The 19789-nt window shown below is 40.0% G+C and carries 17 protein-coding genes; 15 read left to right on the top strand and 2 right to left on the bottom strand.

Features of this window, described 5'->3' with window-relative positions; translation table 11 throughout:
* Positions 1-182: 182 nt before the first annotated feature.
* The 6 genes from LI162_RS03220 (at position 183) to LI162_RS03245 (ending at position 5423) form a co-directional block, all read left to right on the top strand.
* Positions 183-959 (top strand): sigma-E processing peptidase SpoIIGA, encoded by a 777-nt coding sequence (locus LI162_RS03220; RefSeq protein WP_196019790.1) that lies wholly within the window; start codon positions 183-185, stop codon positions 957-959.
* Between the two features lie 54 nt (positions 960-1013).
* The gene (sigE, locus tag LI162_RS03225) at positions 1014-1754 is read left to right on the top strand and encodes an RNA polymerase sporulation sigma factor SigE (protein ID WP_020435774.1); all 741 of its coding nucleotides are present in this window, start codon (positions 1014-1016) and stop codon (positions 1752-1754) included.
* Positions 1755-1872: 118 nt separating this feature from the next.
* Positions 1873-3477 carry an MBL fold metallo-hydrolase RNA specificity domain-containing protein gene (locus LI162_RS03230; protein ID WP_055162130.1) on the top strand — a complete coding sequence of 535 codons (1605 nt, stop codon included), beginning with the start codon at positions 1873-1875 and terminating at the stop codon, positions 3475-3477.
* 103 nt (positions 3478-3580) lie between these two features.
* Positions 3581-4363 (top strand): RNA polymerase sporulation sigma factor SigG, encoded by a 783-nt coding sequence (sigG, locus tag LI162_RS03235; protein ID WP_015528867.1) that lies wholly within the window; start codon positions 3581-3583, stop codon positions 4361-4363.
* A 128-nt stretch (positions 4364-4491) separates the two neighbouring features.
* Positions 4492-5160: an HAD family hydrolase gene (locus LI162_RS03240; protein ID WP_196019788.1), complete on the top strand. Its 669-nt coding sequence runs from the start codon at positions 4492-4494 to the stop codon at positions 5158-5160.
* Positions 5160-5423, top strand: coding sequence for a hypothetical protein (locus LI162_RS03245; RefSeq protein ID WP_015528870.1), 264 nt, complete (start codon positions 5160-5162; stop codon positions 5421-5423). Before LI162_RS03240 ends, LI162_RS03245 begins: the two co-directional genes overlap by 1 nt.
* Positions 5424-5530: 107 nt before the next feature.
* On the opposite strand, the gene LI162_RS03250 is transcribed toward LI162_RS03245, so the two are convergent.
* Positions 5531-5707 (bottom strand): hypothetical protein, encoded by a 177-nt coding sequence (locus tag LI162_RS03250; protein ID WP_155492217.1) that lies wholly within the window; start codon positions 5705-5707, stop codon positions 5531-5533.
* 178 nt (positions 5708-5885) lie between these two features.
* On the opposite strand from LI162_RS03250, the gene pth reads away from it, so the two are divergent.
* From pth to LI162_RS03265, 3 genes are all read left to right on the top strand, one after another.
* Positions 5886-6464 carry an aminoacyl-tRNA hydrolase gene (gene pth, locus LI162_RS03255; RefSeq protein WP_196019786.1) on the top strand — a complete coding sequence of 193 codons (579 nt, stop codon included), beginning with the start codon at positions 5886-5888 and terminating at the stop codon, positions 6462-6464.
* Positions 6465-6466: 2 nt separating this feature from the next.
* Positions 6467-9823, top strand: coding sequence for a transcription-repair coupling factor (gene mfd / locus LI162_RS03260; RefSeq protein WP_196019784.1), 3357 nt, complete (start codon positions 6467-6469; stop codon positions 9821-9823).
* Positions 9824-9924: 101 nt separating this feature from the next.
* Complete coding sequence (locus LI162_RS03265; RefSeq protein ID WP_117497466.1) at positions 9925-10980, top strand: peptidyl-prolyl cis-trans isomerase; 1056 nt, start codon at positions 9925-9927, stop codon at positions 10978-10980.
* Positions 10981-11075: 95 nt separating this feature from the next.
* On the opposite strand, the gene LI162_RS03270 is transcribed toward LI162_RS03265, so the two are convergent.
* Positions 11076-11561: a cytidylate kinase-like family protein gene (locus tag LI162_RS03270; RefSeq protein WP_015528875.1), complete on the bottom strand. Its 486-nt coding sequence runs from the start codon at positions 11559-11561 to the stop codon at positions 11076-11078.
* A 293-nt stretch (positions 11562-11854) separates the two neighbouring features.
* On the opposite strand from LI162_RS03270, the gene LI162_RS03275 reads away from it, so the two are divergent.
* From LI162_RS03275 to LI162_RS03300, 6 genes are all read left to right on the top strand, one after another.
* Positions 11855-15148: a DUF5717 family protein gene (locus tag LI162_RS03275; RefSeq protein WP_196019780.1), complete on the top strand. Its 3294-nt coding sequence runs from the start codon at positions 11855-11857 to the stop codon at positions 15146-15148.
* 15 nt (positions 15149-15163) lie between these two features.
* Positions 15164-16447: a DUF5716 family protein gene (locus LI162_RS03280; RefSeq protein ID WP_015528876.1), complete on the top strand. Its 1284-nt coding sequence runs from the start codon at positions 15164-15166 to the stop codon at positions 16445-16447.
* Positions 16422-17189 carry a hypothetical protein gene (locus LI162_RS03285; protein ID WP_020435780.1) on the top strand — a complete coding sequence of 256 codons (768 nt, stop codon included), beginning with the start codon at positions 16422-16424 and terminating at the stop codon, positions 17187-17189. Before LI162_RS03280 ends, LI162_RS03285 begins: the two co-directional genes overlap by 26 nt.
* Positions 17190-17360: 171 nt before the next feature.
* Positions 17361-18176 carry a transporter substrate-binding domain-containing protein gene (locus tag LI162_RS03290; RefSeq protein WP_015528878.1) on the top strand — a complete coding sequence of 272 codons (816 nt, stop codon included), beginning with the start codon at positions 17361-17363 and terminating at the stop codon, positions 18174-18176.
* Positions 18177-18199: 23 nt separating this feature from the next.
* The gene (locus tag LI162_RS03295; protein ID WP_196019778.1) at positions 18200-18886 is read left to right on the top strand and encodes an amino acid ABC transporter permease; all 687 of its coding nucleotides are present in this window, start codon (positions 18200-18202) and stop codon (positions 18884-18886) included.
* 18 nt (positions 18887-18904) lie between these two features.
* Positions 18905-19690, top strand: coding sequence for an amino acid ABC transporter ATP-binding protein (locus LI162_RS03300; RefSeq protein WP_054752872.1), 786 nt, complete (start codon positions 18905-18907; stop codon positions 19688-19690).
* Positions 19691-19789 lie beyond the last annotated feature (99 nt).

Here is a 19789-nt window from a genome sequence, read left to right on the forward strand (position 1 = left end):
GAATTGAAAAATGATGAAACGGTCTGAAGTATCAGGCCGTTTTTCTTTTATGTCGAAGGATGTCAGAAATTCTTCTATTTTCTTTCTGTTTTACTGTCAGTATCTGACAAAATTTCCAAAGAGCAAATTTTATAATTCTATATGATATCGAGGATGACTCGAAATGAAAAGGAAGGTGGAAGATGCACTATGAGTTGTACATAGATCTTTTTTTTCTGGAAAATTTCATGATGGATAGCCTGTTACTTTTCGTGACAGAACGGATTATGGGTGGAAAATATAGTTTTAAAGGAGTTTTATCCGGAGCATTCCTTGGAAGTGTGTTGACATGTCTGATGGTGGTTGTATCTGTTCCCGCCTGGATGAAAAACATAGCCTTTTATCTGGTGATTCCATTTTGTATGCTTTGGTTAAAAAATAGGAAACAATGTATGCTCCAGATACTCAAAGGAATGGGATTGCTTTACCTTTTTGGAATGTTCCTGGGGGGCACGTTGATGATGTTTCGTCCTTATCTGCATTATATCAGTCTGTTTTATGGGATTGCGGTGCTTAGCTCACAGGGGATTCTGATGGCCTGGAAGTTCTTGAAAGTTCTTAAGATAGAGCAGGAACGGTGCTGTGAAGTGATTTTATTTACAGAAGCAGATAGTTATAAGGTTCATGCATTGAGGGATACGGGAAACTGCCTGACAGATCCACTCAGTGGTGAAGGGGTGCATGTACTGGATTGTAATTTTTATCATCAGGTAATGAAAGAAGCAATGGAATTCAGGTATATTCCATATCGAAGTGTTCATGGTAGTGGCATTATGAAAATTTTCCGGATCAGGAAAATGTGTGTGGAAATAAATGAAAAAGAATGGATAGAATCTCCGTTGATCGGTGTGAGCGAATCACCGATCAGTGGGAAGGAAGATTATCAATTGATATTGAACTGTAAGGTGCAGATGCTGTGAATGAAAAACTGTGCTGCAACAGAAGATGTAAGAAAGAAACCAGGAGGAATTTATATGATGGTTAAAGTGGCTGTGCCGGAGAAATTTAAATTAAGGATTGTACCAAATGTCAGGACGGTTTTATTTGGTGGCCAACAGGAGATTCATTACATAGGAGGCAGTGAGGTTCTTCCTCCACCATTGGAAAATGAAAAAGAACGTGAGGTGGTAAGGTGGCTTGGAACAGATCGAGATGAAAAGGCGAGAAAGATACTGATTGAACATAATTTGCGTCTGGTTGTTTATATAGCAAAGAAGTTTGATAATACAGGAGTAGGTGTAGAAGATTTGATTTCTATTGGTACCATCGGCCTGATCAAAGCAATCAATACATTTAATCCATCAAAGAAAATTAAACTGGCAACATATGCTTCACGTTGTATTGAGAATGAGATTTTGATGTATTTGAGACGAAACAGTAAGACGAAGATGGAAGTTTCCATTGACGAACCTTTAAATGTAGATTGGGATGGAAATGAACTGCTTCTATCTGATATTCTTGGGACAGAAGAAGATACAATTTATCGGGATCTGGAGGATGAGGCAGAAAGAAAGATTCTGTTTCGTGCCTTGAATAAACTGTCAGGAAGAGAGAAATTAATCGTTCGTATGAGGTTTGGACTGGATCATCCGGAGGGAAAAGAAATGACGCAGAAGGAGGTTGCGGATCAACTTGGAATCTCTCAGTCTTATATATCAAGACTGGAAAAGAAAATTATGCACAGACTTCGGATGGAAATGGTCCGGTATGAATAACAGTTACAAAAATTTAATAAAAAGAAAGATGTACAATTTCCCGTATGGTGTTAAAATAAAAGAAAAAGTATCTGAAGCTTAAAAAGAAAAGATACAGGACAGAAAGGGTTGAGGATGTATGAAATTAACATTTGTAGGTGCAGCCCATGAGGTTACGGGAAGCTGTCATTTTCTGCAAGTAGCAGGAAAGAATGTTTTGGTTGACTGCGGTATGGAACAGGGACCGGATCTGTATGAGAATCCGGGACTTCCGATCAGTGCAACAGAAGTGGATTATGTATTCCTCACACATGCACATATTGATCATTCCGGAATGTTGCCAAAGCTTGTAAAGGATGGGTTTAAAGGGCAGATTTTCACTACCTATGCGACAGCGGATTTGTGTGATATCATGCTTCGTGACAGTGCGCATATTCAGGAATTTGAGGCAGAGTGGAGGAATCGAAAAGGCAGGAGAGCAGGAAAGCCGGAGTATGAACCGGTTTATGAGATGCAGGATGCACTTAATGCGATTGAATTGCTTGTGCCTTGTCAGTATGGGGAGCGCATTACAATCTGTGAGGGGATCCAGATCCGGTTTACAGATGTAGGACATCTGCTTGGATCAGCAAGTATTGAAGTCTGGGCAACAGAAGACGGAGTGACAAAGAAGATTGTATTTTCCGGAGATATTGGAAATCTGGATCAGCCGATTATTAAAGACCCGGCTTATACAGAGAGTGCGGACTATATTGTGATGGAGTCTACGTATGGCAACCGGCTGCATACGCAGGAAAAACCGGATTATCTGGGAGATTTTACAAGAATCCTGAAAGAGACATTTGATAAAGGGGGAAATGTTGTTATTCCTTCCTTTGCTGTGGGCAGAACTCAGGAACTCCTCTATTTTATACGTGAGATCAAAGAAAAGGAATTATTAAAAGAATATCAGAATTTCGAAGTATATCTGGACAGTCCGCTTGCAATTGAGGCAACGAAGATATTTACAAAAAATATGAGAGAGTGTTTTGATGAGGATGCACTTGCACTTGTTAATGCAGGGATTAATCCACTTATATTTGATGGACTTAAGACTGCAACAACAAGTGATGATTCTAAGATGATCAATTTTATCGAGAAACCAAAGGTGATCATCTCAGCTTCTGGAATGTGCGATGCTGGTCGTATCCGTCACCATCTGAAGCATAATTTGTGGAGAGAAGAGTGTACGATTCTTTTTGTTGGGTATCAGGCAATGGGCACTTTAGGACGCAGACTGATCGAGGGCGAAAAGAATGTGAAGCTGTTCGGTGAGCCGATTGAAGTTAAGGCAAGAATTGAGAGCCTTCATGGAATTAGTGGTCATGCGGATATGAATGGGCTCTTAAAATGGCTGGGAGCGTTTAAAGAGGCGCCACAACGCGTCTTTGTTGTGCATGGTGAAGATACTGTAACAGAAGAGTTTGCAAAGACGGTGGAAGAAAAGTTTGGATATCAGGCTTATGCACCGTTTCCGTGTAGTGAAGCAGACCTCTTGACAAATGAGATCTTAAGTGAAGGTGTAAAGATTCCGGTGAAGGCGAAAAAACCGGCACAGCGTAAAGCGGATGCGGCGTTTGAACGTCTTGTTGCAGCAGGAAGACGTTTACTTGATGTTATTTACAAGAACGAAGGTCTCGCGAATAAAGACAAAGCAAAATTCGAGTCGCAGATTAATAATTTGTCAGATAAATGGGATATTTGATTGTCAAGGACTAAAACTTTATAAAATTCAGTACTTCATGGAATATCTTATTCAAAGAGTGAGAATGATTCTAAGTAGAAAAAAACTTAGGAGGTTTCTTACAATGGTTGTGAATAAGGTAGAACTGTGTGGAGTGAATACATCAAAGCTCCCACTTCTCAGGGAAAAGGAGAAGGAGGAGCTTTTTCGCAGGATTCGTCAGGGGGACAAGTTGGCGCGGGAAGAATACATCAAAGGAAATCTTCGGCTGGTGCTTAGTGTGATGAAACGGTTTGACAGCAGTAATGAAAATGCAGATGATTTGTTTCAGATTGGATGTGTGGGGCTTGTAAAGGCCGTAGATAACTTTGATCCAGATCGCCAGGTGAAGTTTTCTACTTACGCGGTTCCTATGATCATAGGAGAAATCCGCCGGTATCTGCGAGATAACAGTTCCCTTCGCGTGAGCCGCTCATTGCGTGATATAGCTTATAAAGTAATTTATACAAGAGAAGGTTATATTCGAAAAAATATGAAAGAACCTAGCATTCAGGAAATCGCAGAAGAGATTGGACTTTCAAAAGAAGAAGTAGTTTATGCACTGGATGCAGTACAGACACCAATGAGTCTTCAGGAACCGGTGTATAATGATGGTGGTGACGCACTGTATGTGATGGATCAGGTCAGTGATAAGAAGAACAGAGAAGAAAACTGGGTGGAAGAGTTGTCTTTAGAAGCTGCGATGGAACGACTGAATGAAAGAGAGAGACGGCTGATCCGTTTACGATTTTTTGAAGGAAAGACGCAGATGGAAGTTTCGGAACAGATTGGAATTTCGCAGGCACAGGTGAGTCGTTTAGAGAAAAATGCTTTAAAAACAATGAGACAATATCTTCTTGGAAAATAGAGAGAAAGTATTGAAATTTTTATGACTTCATACTATGATAAGTGGGAAGAAAATGTTACAGAAAGTAACAGAAAAGAGCAGATATGGTTATGGTGTAATGTAACCAATGATAAAGTATGGAGGCAGCTATGATAAAGGCTTGTATTTTTGATCTGGATGGAACGTTGACAAACACATTGGATTCACTGGAATATTCAGTTAATGAGACGATGAAAGAGATTGGAATGCCACAGATCACAAAGGAACAGTGCCGGCAGTTCGTTGGAGATGGAGCGAAGGTTCTGCTTGAACGGACATTAAAGGCAGGCGGGGATACGAAACTGTGTCATCTTGAAGAGGCGGTGGAAGCGTATGCCAGGATATTTGATGCAAATTGTATGTATAAGGTTGCTCCATACGAAGGAATTCCACAGATGTTGCAGCAGTTGAAAGAGAGTGGTATCAAACTTGCAGTTTTATCAAACAAGCCAGACAGACAGGCTGTCCATGTGGTTGAAGAAGTATTTGGAAAAGAACTTTTTGACCATATACAGGGGCAGAAGGATGGAGTTCCTAAGAAACCGGATCCGACGGCCGCGTTGACGATTGCCAGTTCATTTGGGGTTTTGCCGGAAGAAGCAGCATACATCGGAGATTCAGAAGTGGATCTTGCAACGGGTCATGCGGCAAAGATGCAGACAATTCTTGTGTCCTGGGGATTCCGTGGAAGAAAAGCTCTTTTAGAGGACGGAGCTGAATGTGTTGTTGATTCAGCAGATGAGATACGAAAGATTGTTAAGAAACAGGAGGAGAAGTAATGGGAGAGTACAATGAAGAGTGTCTGAAGACTTTTTTGGAGAAGCAGGAGCAGCTTTTTGATGAACCGGTAGCAGAGACCCTTGAGGCAGCAGAAGCTTTTCTGGAGGACTGTATGGCAGTTGTTGTAGAATCTCTGGCTGAAGTAAGAGAATACTTTGAAGAGAATGGCATGGATGTAGACGGGATGTCAGAGGAAGAATTGGAAGAGGCTTCTGAAGTGTTTGCACTGCCGGATGGTACTTATCTGATCGTAGAAGGATAAGCAGAATTAAAATAGTAGTGATTGTGAAAAAGCAATTGAAAAGCCACAGAAAGGATGGACTGTGGCTTTTTTGCTGTATAAACCCGGCAAGCAGCATTTTTGAGTGCTTATGAAGAAATGTTAGTTTCAGCAATGCAACATTGAGGATCAGATTCAGGAGACGGTTCTTTTGGATGGAACATAAGAATCAGAAGAAGAATCAAAAGAATGCCAAGAGCAGCAAAAATAATAGTATAGATGATCTCTTTCATATGAAGGACAATGATTTTAGTTTTTGATTTCATGAGTATCCCCCTTTTTATACAATTTATGAATTTACAGAGCAAATATGCATGACAAATATTCACACATGCGGTAAAATAAAGATTGCTGTTTGCAAGAGGAAGTTATATGACAACAAGCCCGTGTTGCTTACAGTGGGAAGAAGAGGATGGAGAACACATTTAGGAAAGGAAGAAGAAGATGTATATTATAGCAGGATTAGGCAATCCGACGAAAGAATATGAAGGAACAAGACACAATGTCGGATTTGATGTTATAGATCGACTTTCTGAGAGATATAATATAGATGTAACTATGGAGAAGCATCGTGCTTTGATCGGAAAGGGTATGATTGCAGGACAGAAGGTGATTTTGGTAAAACCGCAGACTTATATGAATCTTAGTGGCGAGAGCATCCGAAGTGTGATTGACTATTATAAAGTGGATCCTGAGAAGGAACTGATCGTGATTTATGATGATATCAGTCTTGGGGTAGGACAATTAAGAATTCGTGCAAAAGGCAGTGCAGGTGGGCATAATGGAATAAAAAATATTATTGCACATCTTGGCGGACAGGTTTTTCCTAGAATAAAAGTAGGAGTTGGAGAAAAACCACCGAAGTATGATCTTGCAGATTATGTGTTAGGACATTTTTCTAAGGCGGAACAGGAAATGATGAGCGAAGGTTATGATAATGCGGTAAAAGCGGTGGAACTGATCGTGAGTGACCAGATAAGCGAAGCGATGAACGAATATAATCGTAAAAAGAAGGACGAGTAGAGATGCAGGCTTTTTTAGAACCATTAAAAGAACTGGCTGATTATCAGGAGATTGTCAGTTCGAGAAGAAAGAAAACGGGTTTCCTGCAAATCGCAGGATGTGTGAATTCACAGAAGATACATCTTGCGAAAGCACTGAGCGATGGCTTTGAGTACAGAGTCATCGTTTTTTCCAGTGAAGAAAAAGCAAAACAGGCTTATGAAGAATGGCGTGTACTGGAGGAAAATGTATGGTTTTATCCGGCAAGAGATCTTTTGTTTTATCATGCAGATATTAAGGGCGCATTTTTGACAGGGAAACGTATGGAAGTATTGCGTGCGATTGTAGAGAAGAAAGGACGGGAAGCAATTACTGTAGTTACAACAATGGACGCATTTCTGGATGGGCTTCCATCGAAAGAAGAACTGTGCGGGAACAGGATTAAGATTCATGCAGAAGAGGCGTTGGATTTTCAGAAATTACAGGAAAACCTTTCGATATTAGGATATGAAAGGGAAAACCAGGTTGAAAGTCCGGGACAATTTGCAGTCAGAGGTGGGATTCTGGATGTATTTCCACTGACAGAGGAGAATCCGGTTCGAATTGAATTATGGGGAGACGAAGTTGATTCTATTAGAAGTTTTGATGTGGAAAGTCAGAGGTCGACAGAGAATTTACAGGAAATAGAAATCTATCCGGCAACTGAGAACTGGAAGCAGATGGAAACGGAAAGCTTTTTGGCATATTTTCCGGTAAAGGAGACAATCTTGTTTTTGGATGAACCGGTACGTCTTCAAGAATCTGCAGAAATCGTGGAAAAAGAGTATTTTCACAGCTTGGAGAGCAGAGAAGAAGCCGGTATGGAGACAGATGAGATTCCGATTCAGGTGGAACAGACAGATCATACGATTGGAAAGATGAACAAGTATTATGGAATTGCATTTACCATGTTGGAATCAAAATGTGGAATGTTTAATGTAAGGTCTGTCTACAGTCTGCAGGTTAAAACTGTCAATCCGTATAATAGCAGTTTTGAGCTCCTGACACGAGATCTGAAGAAACTGAAAAGAACAGGGTATCGTGTGATTCTTGTTTCGGGTTCAAGAACAAGAGCAAAACGTCTTGCAGAAGATCTGAGAGATTATGACCTGAGCAGTTTTTATAGTGAAGAGATGGAACGGCAGGTGAATCCGGGAGAGATTATGGTAACCTGTGGTTACATTGCAGAGGGATACGAATACCCGATGTTAAAGTTTACGGTCATCTCGGAATCTGATATTTTTGGTAAGAAAAAGAAAAAAAAGAAAAGAAAAACTTATGAAGGAAAAAAAATCCAGGAATTTGCCGAACTTAAACCGGGAGACTATGTGGTACATGAGAATCACGGACTTGGAATTTATCAGGGAATTGAGAAAGTCGAAGTAGATACTGTTACTCGAGATTATATGAAAATTTCCTATGCGGACGGAGGAATTCTCTATATACCGGCAACACAGATGGATCTGATCCAGAAATACGCAGGAGCAGATACAAAGCCACCAAAATTGAATAAGCTTGGGACACCTCAGTGGAAAAAAACAAAAGGACAGGTAAAAAAAGCGGTTCAGTTAATCGCAAAAGATCTTGTAAAACTCTACGCAACGCGCCAGCAGACAGAAGGTTATGTTTATGGACCGGATACGGTCTGGCAGAGAGAGTTTGAGGAGATGTTTCCATTTGAAGAGACAGAGGATCAGCTTCGTGCAATTGAAGATACAAAGAAAGATATGGAAAGTACGAAGATTATGGATCGTCTGATCTGCGGAGATGTAGGGTATGGTAAGACTGAAATTGCGATAAGAGCAGCTTTTAAGGCAGTGCAGGAAGGAAAACAGGTTGTTTATCTTGTACCTACAACGATTCTTGCGCAGCAACACTATAATACATTTATTCAAAGGTTTAAAGATTTTCCGGTGCGTGTTGACTTGATGAGCCGTTTTCGGACGCAGGCGCAGCAGAAAAAAACAGTAGAGGATTTGAAAAAAGGTCTGGTTGATATCGTGATCGGAACACACAGAGTGCTTTCAAAGGATGTTGGATATAAAGATTTAGGACTTCTGATCATAGATGAAGAACAACGTTTTGGTGTGACGCATAAGGAAAAAATTAAAAAATTAAGAGAAAATATAGATGTGTTGACGCTGACAGCAACGCCAATCCCAAGAACACTTCATATGAGTTTAATCGGAATTCGCGATATGAGTGTGCTTGAGGAAGCACCGATGGATCGTATGCCAATACAGACGTATGTAATGGAATACAATGATGAGATGGTTCGTGAGGCTATTGAGCGTGAACTTGCCAGAGGTGGACAGGTCTATTATGTTTATAACAGAGTAGAAAATATTGCAGATCTAGCACTTCGTGTGCAGAAACTGGTGCCGGATGCAAGGGTATCTTACGCACATGGACAGATGAATGAACATCAGTTGGAAGATATTATGTATGATTTTATCAATGGTGATATTGATGTGCTTGTATCGACAACAATTATTGAAACAGGACTGGACATTGCGAATGCTAATACGATGATTATACAGGATGCAGATAGATTTGGATTGTCGCAGTTATATCAGTTGCGAGGAAGAGTTGGGAGATCCAATCGAATGGCATATGCATTTCTGCTGTATCAGAGGGATAAGATGCTTAAAGAAGTTGCAGAGAAGAGGCTGGCTGCAATTCGTGAATTTACAGATCTTGGATCGGGATTCAAGATCGCAATGCGTGATCTTGAGATCCGAGGTGCGGGAAATCTTCTAGGAGAGTCGCAAAGTGGTCATATGGCAGCAGTTGGATATGACTTGTACTGCAAGATGCTTAATGAGGCTGTCAGTCAGTTGAAAGGTAAAAAAGAAGAAGCAGACTACGCTACAACGATTGATCTTGATATAGATGCATTTATTCCGGAATCTTACATTAAAAACGAGTATCAAAAATTGGATATTTATAAGAGAATTGCCACAATTGAAACAGAAGAAGAGATGGATGATATGACAGAAGAACTGATTGATCGTTTTGGAGATCTTCCGAAAAAAGTACAGCAGCTTCTTCATATTGCAGCACTTAAGAGTCTTGCGCATTCTGCATATATTACAGCGATAGAACAAAAGGGAAAAGACTACAAATTTATCTTATATGAAAAAGCAAATCTGGATCCGGCAAAAATTCCGGCACTTTTAAAGAAATATGGAAATAATATGACTTTCAAAGCAGAAGCAGTCCCGTATTTCCTTTATCAAAAGAAAGGGAGAAGCGGAAAAGAGAAAGGGGAAAATGTTCTGCAGATGCTAAGAGAAATTATAGAGAGTATTCGCGAACTTCGATTAGATCAGGGAAGTTGAGGAGATTCTGTGTTTGGGGTTGTGATAGAACAAAAAACACGATATAATGAGCGGTAGTATGGCTGCGTAAGTAAATACGTAAAAAGAGGAGGATTTACCAGATGGTACGTTTGGCAAAAAGGCTGGCAGTGCTTGCAGTGGCAGGCACATTGACAGCAACATCTTTGACAGGATGCGGAACAATAAATACAGATGAGACAGTTGCAACAGTCGGTGATGAGAAGATTACACTTGGAGTCGCGAATTTTTACGCAAGATTGCAGCAGGCTCAGTATGAAACCTACTATGCGAGTATGATGGGAACAACAGCAGAAGAGATGTGGGCAAAGGAAGTGTCAGACAATCAGACATATGAGGAGCAGACAAAGAAGAGTATTCTTGAGAATCTGGAGAATATGTATCTTGTTTCACAGCATGCATCTGACTATGATGTTGCACTGACAGAGGAAGAGCAGCAGGCGATTAAAGATGCAGCAGCAAAATTCGGTGAAGATAATTCGGATGATGTGAAGAAAGTGGTATCAGGAGATGAGGAGGAAGTGGCTAAAGTTCTCGAACTGATGACAATTTCGAATAAGATGGAAACGGCAATGGAAGCTGGTGTGGATGAGAATGTATCAGATGAAGATGCAGCACAGAAGAGTATGCAATATCTCTTATTCTCATATACAACAACAGATGATTCGGGAGAATCCCAGACATTATCAGATGATGAGAAAGAAGCTTTGAAGACGACCGCACAGGCATTTGATGATCGGTTAAAGGGTGGAGAAGATATGGAGACTGTTGCATCAGCAGCAGGACTTACAGCCCAGACAGCTACATTTGATTCTGAAAGTACAAGCCCGGATAAGGATCTGATCGCAGCAGCAGATGCATTGACAAATGAAGGCGATGTTACAGATATTATAGAGACAGAGAATGGAATTTATATTGCAAAGCTTACAAGTCTTTTGGACAGAGAGGCAACAGACAGTAAAAAAGAAAGTATTGTAAGTGAGAGAAAACAGGAACAGTATGATTCACTTCTGGAGCAGTGGAAAAAGGATACAAAAATCAAAGAAGAGAAAAAAGTATGGAAGAAGATCAGTTTTGAAAAACAGGGTGTAACAATTAAAACGTCAGATACATCAGATACTTCAGACAGCCAGAATTAAAAAAACAGGGACAAAAACTTTGTGAAGACCAACAAGTTTTTGTCCCTGTTATATTTACACGAGCAACGAGCCAAAGTCCGTGCTTTCACGAAAAATTAAATGTATTCCAGTTTTTCAAAATAATGCATTAAGATATCAGCACAGTTTTCAACACCAAGCTCGGAAGTGTCAAGAATCATGTGATAATCATTCACATCTCCCCAGGTCTTGCCGGTGTGTTCATAATAATAAGCAGCACGCTCTTCATCCGTATGCTCCACCTTTTCTTTTGCGGCATCATGATCAAGATTTTCTTTTTTCATGATTCTCTGAATGCGGTCCTCTTTGGCAGCACTCACATAGATGTTTAATACATTCATCCGGTCTTTCAGAATATCTGAGGCGCATCGTCCGAGAATAATGCAAGGGTTTTCAGCCAGTTTCCGGATTGCTTCAGCTTCACTTTCATATTTGTGATCAGAGAGCTTTTCTTCTATATAGGCCTTGTCATAGACCGGAATATCAAGTCGTTTCGAAAGCTCTTCAGCAATAATGCTGGCTCCGGTACCGAAACGACGACTCATAGTAATTACTAATTTCATAATGAAGTCCTCCTTTGTAGAAATAACATTCAGATGAATTTTATTATAGCACGTTCTGTTTGATTTGTCTCGGTTTTACTTACTTGTATCCAATGATGGAAAGCTACTGATAAAAATGTATCCATTTTTTCAAAAGAAATAAAGGAGGAATTTCAATGAAAAAATGGATGTAAAACTTTATACAATCACCCATTGCAAGATCATGTGTACTAATGATATAATTTATAGTAGCGTTTTTGGCAGTTGCCAGAAGCAAACTTATGGATGATTAAAAATTTGAGTAGGTGACGGATTTGAAGAATAAGATCAAACGTTTTGCAAAGGGGGATTTTCACATCCCGCAGCCGGAAATTATTTTTCCTGAGACTCACATTACGATGCGTGTCGGAGAAGGAGAAAAATATGAGGGAAGCTTTTCTCTGCAGAATGAAGGGGAAGGGACAATACGTGGACTTGTATATCCTTCTTCCTATCGTGTACAGTGCGTAGAGCAGGGTTTTGATGGAAATCCGGTAAATATTTATTATACATACGATGGAAGAGGACTTGTGCCGGGACATGTTGAACATGGGAAATTTACGATTGTATGTAATGGTGGAGAGTATGATATTGCATTTACTGCAATTATTGAGAAACCATTTGTTATGACTCGATACGGAAAGGTTCAGAGCCTGGAAGATTTTAAGAAGCTTACATATCGTGATGCAGCTGAGGCAGTGAAGTTATTCCGGTCCAGAGATTTCTTTGAGATTCTCAAATATGAAGATACGAGGATCAAGGCGCTTTATAATAATATGCGTAAATGGGAACTGGATCAGCACGCCCTTGAAGAATTCCTGGTAGGGTGCAAGCAGAAAGAGAAGATTTTTCTTACATTGGAAGAAGAAAGCCGTGCTTTTATTTCTCTTGTAGAAGACAGAAAAGAGACTTTTACTGTGAAGAAAAATACCTGGGGATATCTGGAGATTGATGTAAGAACAGAAGGCGATTTCCTTTCTGTTGAGCACAGACATCTGACGACAGACGAATTTATAGGTAATGCCTATCGTCTGGAATATGGTATTTCTATGGACAAGCTTCACAGAGGAAGTAACTTTGGAAGGATCATTCTGGAAACTCCATATGAAACATTGAGTTATGAGGTCGTAGTGGAAAAGGATATTTGCAGAGATGAGGAACATCGTGCAAATGAAAAAGAATTTAATGGAATTCTGAAAGATTATCTGAAATATGAAGGTGACAAGATGTCACTGGAAGATTGGACAGAGGCTTCTATAAAGAAAATTTCACATCTTCGCGAGGTAGATGAACGTAATGAATTTTACCTTCTTGCCCAGGCACATATCTGCATTTTGGGTAATCGGATGGATGAGGCAAAATGGCTTTTAGAATCTTATAACTACAATCGTTTTGCAATCGGTAAGGATGTTGAATTGAGTTCCTATTACCTTTATCTGACGACAAAGCTGAGTAGTGATTCGATTGGGCAGAGAAGGGTCGCAGAAGAACTTTCACGTTCTTTTATGAAGCATCCGGACAGCTGGCGGATTCTTTGTATGCTGATTGAGGTTGATTCAGAATATAAAATCTACAGTGAAAGACTGAATGTGCTTGAGAAGCAGTTTATGGAGTATAAGTCTCACAGCTTATGGTTCTATCTTCAGGCATTCCGTTGTTTTAAAGAGAAGAGCTCATCTCTTAAAAAACTCGGACAGTTTGAAGTACAGGTTCTGCTTTTTGGCGTGAAATATAAACTGATGACGAAGGAACTTGCATTATATACAGCAAACCTGGCAAGTCAGATGAAGAATTTTGATAAACATCTGTATAATGTACTTGTGAAGTGTTATGAGATGTATGATGAAGCGATGATATTGACTTCTATCTGTACATTGCTTATAAAAGGCAGCAGAACAGAACACATCTATTTCCATTGGTATGAGAAAGCGGTAGACGCAGAGTTGAAGATTGCGCAGCTTTACGAATATTATATGGCGGCTGCGAGACCGGAAGAATTTCATAAGCAGCTTCCTCGTTCGGTATATTTGTATTTTATGCATGGAAATTCTCTGGATTATAAGAAATGCGCATTTTTGTATGCAAATCTGATTACTTATGAAGATGAGACAAGCGAGATTTATGCGCACTACAGGGATGAGATGGAAGAATTCACATGGAATCAGCTGGAGAAGAGAAATATAGATGAAGATCTGCGGATCATTTATAAGCGATTCCTTGTAGAGACAGACATGAGTCAGGACAGAATCCGCGCTCTTTATGATGTGTGTCACGCATATTGGATTACAACAAAGGTTCCGAATATGAAATTTATTCATGTAATCGCAGCTGATGGAACAATTACACAGAAGGCAGCATATACAGAGAATGGAGCCAGAGTATTTCTGTATGCAAAGACGGATCGCATTGTATGGGAAGCAAAAGATGGAAGACATTATACAGATTCTATCCCATATGAGAGTAAACGTCTGTTTTATGAACTTAGATATATGGATATCTGCAGAAAATATGCAAATAGCCTGAACCGAAGCAAAGCGTTTGAAGAAGAGGAAGAGCTGACACTGGAAATCGTAAAGGAAAAGGGTCTGGAAAATTTCCCGGAGGATGAGATCCAGGCACTGTGCAGCAAGATGATTCGTGAGACAAATTATGAGAATGATGATTTCCTGACCTATGTTTGTTATGATTTATTTAAGAAAAAACAGTATGATAAAGTGATTCTTACGTATTTGGCAAACTTCTACTGTGGAGCAACACAGGAGATGAAGGAATTGTGGAAAGTTGCCAGAGAGTATGAAGTCCATACGCATAAACTGGCAGAACGGATCATTACACAGATGCTCTTTTCAGAGGAATTATTCCAGGAGACAAAAGTATTTGAAGCTTATTATGATGAAGGTGCATACTTCCGGCTCCAGCAGGCTTATCTGGCATATGTCTCCAGAGAATATGTTGTAGAAGCACGTAGGATAGAGAAATCTATAATTGATATTATCTGCAGGGAAGCAGAGAAGGGTGAGGCAACAATCGATATTTGTATGATTGCTGTTTTGAAATATTATTCGAATCAAGAGTATGAAACAAGCCTTAAGAAGACGCTGAAAAAGTTTATGCAGGAACTTTGTGGCAAACAGATTTATTTCCCATTTTTCCTTAAGTATGATAAGGAGTGGCTGATTGAATTCCAGTTGTGGGATAAGACACTGGTAGAATACAAGGGCCAGAAGGATAGCCGTGTTATGTTGTATTATCAGTTGCAGAAAGGTGGAAACGGAGATTCTGATTATGCAACAGAACTTCTGACACCAATGTATGAGAATTTGTATGTGAAGAAGTTTGTGTTGTTCTCGCATGAACGATTGATCTATTATTTTAAAGAAACAATTGACGGAAATTCTTACAGAAGTGAGAAAGAGATCTGCCAGCATACGGTTGAAAAAGGTGAACCGGGCAGATATGGAAGGCTCAATGACATTATTCTGGAAGAAGATCCGGAAGAACGAGAGAAGAAGATGAAGCAGTATGCACTGGAAGATGCGGTTGCATCACATATGTTTATACAGTATTAAGGAGGAAATCTTTTCATGGGACAGGGAAGTATAATTGGATATGAGATAAATGAAAAGACATGCCAGATCAGTTTTTATAATGATAAAGAGATGGAACCTCAGACACTGGAAGTTGACTCAGATAATTTTCAGATTCCTTTGATTATTGGAAAACTAAGAGACACATGGGCATATGGAAAAGAGGCAAAACGTCTTGCAACACTGAAAGAAGGATTTACCGTTGCCCGTCTGCTTTCGAGAAGTCTTGCAAATGAGAAAATTGAATTTGGTGATGAGACATATGATGCAGTATGGCTGCTTTCACAGTTTATCCAGATGTCTTTACAGTCATTTCCTAAAATTGATGGAATTGTGTTCAGTGTACCGGTTCTTACAGAAGAACTGGCACAGATGCTTCGAAGGATCGCAGTTCGTATGAATATTGATAAAAGACATATCTTTATTCAGGATTATAAAGAGAGTTTTTGTAATTATCTCTTCTATCAGCCGAAAGAACTGTGGCAGTATGATGCAGCATTGTTCTGCTGTGACCGTAATGAAATCAAAGCATATATGCTGCGCAGACTGAAGCCGGGACTTGGTGGTGGAAAGACTACATTTGTTACGGTTGATGAAGTTGCAAATGCACATATGAAAGAACTGGCACTTGTTTATCCGGTTTTGAACGAGGACAAAGCAAAAGAAGCCGATGCGATGTTCTGTAAATTTATACAGAGCGTGTTTGATAAGAGGATTGTTTCTTCCGTATTCCTGACAGGAGAAGGGTTCGAAAATAACTGGTATCCGAAGTCATTGCGGGTGCTTTGCAATGGAAGAAGAGCATTTATCGGAAATAATCTGTACAGCAAAGGAGCTTGCTATACTGCATACAGAAAATTGTATATGCATATAGAGAATCCGGTTTATTTATCGGAGACTAAGCTGACAGATCAGATTACAGTCAATATGCGTGTGGATGGTCAGGAAATGTGGTATCCGCTTGTTTCCTGGGGTGCACACTGGTATGAGTCAAATAATCAGTGGGAAGTGATCCTTGAAGAGGGTGATGATATAGAATTCCATATCGAGTCACTGGTTCAGGGAACGGTTAAGACCGAAAAAATCTCTTTGGAGAGACTTCCAAAGCGAGCAGAGTACTCTACAAGACTTCAGATAGAAACGATGTTTCAGGATGAAAAAACCTGCAAGATTACAGTACGTGATGTCGGATTTGGAGATTTCTTCCTGCCGACGGATTTCCGTGAGGAAAAGGTGATACATTTAGGAGGTAATGATGGGAAATTTAATTCTTTGTCATGACAGACACGCAGCACATCCTTATGAGATTTCCAGGATCCACTGCAGGATCTTTACAATAGAAGAATTGTGTTACTATCTGTGTAATAATTTATATCTGATCGATTATACGATCATGAATGAACCGCTTTGCACCTGGTTGGAAGAAGAGCTCGGTATGAAAGAACTGGCAGAGCAGCTTCGAGATTTGATGCGTATGCGTGGATCTGTCGAGAACTTTGTTCTTACAATCTTGAAAGCTTCAAAGATCTATAAAGAATCTGAGATGATCCGTATCCAGAATGTTTTGGAACATTTGAAAAATCAGAAGGATGTAGAGCGTAAGAAGTATAAAGGCGATAATCTTCTTGAAAGCGGTGAGATTGAAGAAGCAATCATCGTTTATCAGGAAATCCTGAATCAGGAAAAAGATGAGAGTGTAGATGAAAAATTCTATGGAAAGATCTATGCATGTCTTGGAGCGGCATATGGACGATTGTTCCTTTATCAGGAAGCGGCCAAAATGTATGACAGAGCCTACCAGATCTGCGAAGATAAGGAATTACTAAAACCATATCTGTATGCGTCTTATAAGTATATGTCGCTGGAAGAATTTCATATTCTGCTTACAAAGCACAGTGAATATCAGGAAGTGAATGCACAGATGAGAAGCGAAATGGACGAAGTGAAGCAGAATCTTCAGATTGAGCCAAATGAAGTACTTTTGGAGAAGTGGAAGAGGAAACATAGAAGAAATCATACATAATACAGACTTTTTGTGCAGCTGTTCACAGAATCTATGAGCAGCTGCATTGTTTACTGTTTTGGGGTTTGACATATATTGTATGCTATGGTAGAATACAACGGTAACTTTACCGTAGTACAGTGACTCATTGGTAGAGAATAAAAGCCAAACTCAATGATGGAGGGTGTTATTATGAAAAGAAAAGTATTAAGTGTGTTATTATGTGCAGGACTTGCAGTTTCTATGTTAGCAGGATGTGGTTCAGACTCTTCTAATGCGAATAAGAAAGCGGAATCAACAGGGAGTGATCTTGAATATGTGAAAGACAAAGGGACACTCGTGGTCGGTGTTACTGACTTTGAACCAATGGATTATAAAGATGATAATGGTGAGTGGGTCGGATTTGATGCAGACATGGCGAAAGCATTTGCAGAGAGTATCGGAGTTGAGGCAGAATTTGTAGAGATTGACTGGGATAATAAAGAGCTTGAGCTTGATGGAAAGTCAATCGACTGCGTATGGAATGGTATGACACTGATTGATGAAGTGAAGAGTTCTATGGAATGCACAGATGCTTATATGAATAACGCGCAGGTTGTAGTTGTACCGGCTGACAAAGCAGATAAGTATCAGGATGAGGAAAGTGTGAAAGATTTAACTTTTGCAGTAGAAGCAGGAAGTGCAGGGGAAGATCAGGTTGAAAGAATTGGTGCACAGTATACAGCCGTTTCATCACAGGCAGATGCACTGATGGAGGTTGCTTCCGGAAACTCAGATGCAGCTGCAATTGATGCTTTGATGGCAGCAGCTATGATCGGAGAAGGAACAGGTTATGCAGATCTTACTTACACAATAAGTCTGAACAATGAGGAGTATGGTGTTGGATTCCGTAAAGGATCTGATCTTGCAGCAGCTCTGAATGATTACTTTAAAAAGAGTATGGAAGATGGATCAATGAAGAAATGTGCTGAGACTTATAAAGTACAGGCTGCATTGATCGAAAAATAAATTTAGGATGGAGCTTTAATATAATGGAACTTATTATGGAACAATTTCCAATCGTTATTCACTCACTGAATGTGGGATTCTTACAGACGCTGAAGCTGTTTTTTGCAACGCTTCTTGGGGCTATTCCGTTAGGACTGGTTATTGCATTTGGATCGATGTCACATTTTAAACCGTTGAGTTATATTACGAATATCATTGTCTGGATCGTGCGAGGCACACCGCTTATGATCCAGATGCTGATCATTTATTATTTCCCGGGACTGGTCTTAGAAAACCCAATCTGGGGTGGCGGTGAAAGCGGAAGATTTCTCGCAGCTTCGGTTGCATTTATCTTTAACTATGCATGCTATTTCTCGGTAATTTACCGCGGAGGAATCCAGGGTATCCCACAGGGACAGACGGAGGCCGGACTTGTTCTTGGAATGACAAAGCATCAGATCTTCTTTAAGGTTAAGCTGCTTCAGATGGTGAAGAGAATTGTTCCACCGATGTCAAATGAGATCATTACGCTTGTAAAAGATACTTCTCTTGCACGAATCATTGCACTGCAGGAGATTATCTGGGCAGGACAGGCGTTCCTGAAAGGTTCTCAGGGAATCTCAGGTGCGATCTGGCCGATGTTCTTTACAGCTTTTTATTATCTGATCTTCAATGGTATTCTGACAGTCCTTCTTGGAAAGCTTGAGAAGAAGCTGGAATATTTTAATTAAATGGGGAGGAAGAGATAAATGGCAATACTTGAAGTAGAACATATTAATAAAACATTTGGACGGACAGAAGTATTGAAAGATATCAGCTTTTCGTTGGAACGTGGACAGGTACTTTCCTTGATCGGTTCCTCGGGAAGTGGAAAGACGACACTTCTGCGCTGCCTGAATTTTCTGGAGACACCGGATAAAGGTGTGATCCGTGTAAATGATGAATTATTGTTTGATGCTGCAAATCCTGTAACAAAACAGGAAAGTGAGATCCGTAAGAAAAGATTACATTTTGGACTTGTATTCCAGTCTTTTAATCTGTTCCCGCAGTATACAGCACTTGGGAATGTAATGCTGGCGAAGGAACTACTTGCAAAAAGTCAGCCTGATTATAAGGCGCGCAAGAAAGAGATACACGCAGAGATTGAAGCAGAAGCAAAGCGCCTCTTAGATCAGATGGGACTTTCAGAGCGTATGAATAACTATCCGCATCAACTTTCCGGAGGACAGTGTCAGCGTGTGGCAATTGCCCGTGCACTTGCACTCAGTCCGGATATTCTATGCTTTGACGAGCCGACTTCGGCGCTTGATCCGGAGCTTACAGGTGAAGTACTGAAAGTTATCAAAGGACTTGCAGATCAGAATACTACGATGATCATCGTAACGCATGAGATGGCATTTGCAAGAGACGTATCGGACAAAGTTCTGTTTATGGATGACGGTAAGATACTTGAGCAGGGAACTCCTGAGGAAGTGTTTGAGAATCCAAAAGAAGAGCGTACCCGTCAATTTTTGTCTCGTTATACAAATGGATAGTGATTTTGTAAATACTGGACAAAAAATGAAGGCGGTAATAAGATACGAAGAATAAAAACGACGAATATATTAGAAATACTAATATATTGGACGTAAATA

Origin of the sequence: Mediterraneibacter sp. 210702-DFI.3.120, assembly GCF_020561005.1 — a bacterium.
GTDB lineage: Bacteria > Bacillota > Clostridia > Lachnospirales > Lachnospiraceae > Mediterraneibacter > Mediterraneibacter faecis.